Genomic DNA, 451 nt, shown 5'->3' with positions numbered 1-451 from the left:
AGCAGCTCTTTGGCTGCCGCGACGTTCTCGCCAACCAGAAGGCGAAGATCCGGGCTCTTTATGTATTGCAGTAGGCGATTAAATCGCTGCTCAAGGTGTGGCTGCATCATGGTCTTTCTCCTTTCTTGTTGTGGTCAGTCGAAATAATCGAGGTCTGCGAGGTATTCGGAATGCTCGTTTGCAAGCCATTCCTCCATCGAGGCGATCTCCGATTCGCTCATCCAGTCAGTGGGCTCAGTGGCTTTCCACTCTAGTCCCTGGCTGCCGAAGTATTCATCTGGATCGCTGGCCTGAGAGCTGAAGCTCCCTTTCGTGCTGGTAAAAGAGACGATCTCCAGGTTGATAGCGAAGTCCTCGCCATCCTTCACCGTCCAGTATTCGTATTTCTTACCCATTCCAAATTGCTCCTTGCTGGTCTGTGTTAAGCCTGGCGGGTATAGCGAACCGGAGG

General features: G+C 52.5%; 1 protein-coding gene. It reads right to left on the bottom strand.

Going from position 1 to position 451, the window contains the following annotated elements; all coding sequences use genetic code 11:
• Window positions 1-134: 134 nt before the first annotated feature.
• Window positions 135-451 (bottom strand): hypothetical protein (locus NFJ07_RS25700; RefSeq protein WP_269998937.1); only part of this gene is annotated, 317 nt, incomplete at its 5' end.

This window comes from Arthrobacter sp. B2a2-09, assembly GCF_027587375.1.
Taxonomy (GTDB): domain Bacteria; phylum Actinomycetota; class Actinomycetes; order Actinomycetales; family Micrococcaceae; genus Arthrobacter.
This window is presented reverse-complemented; position numbering and strand designations above follow the sequence as displayed.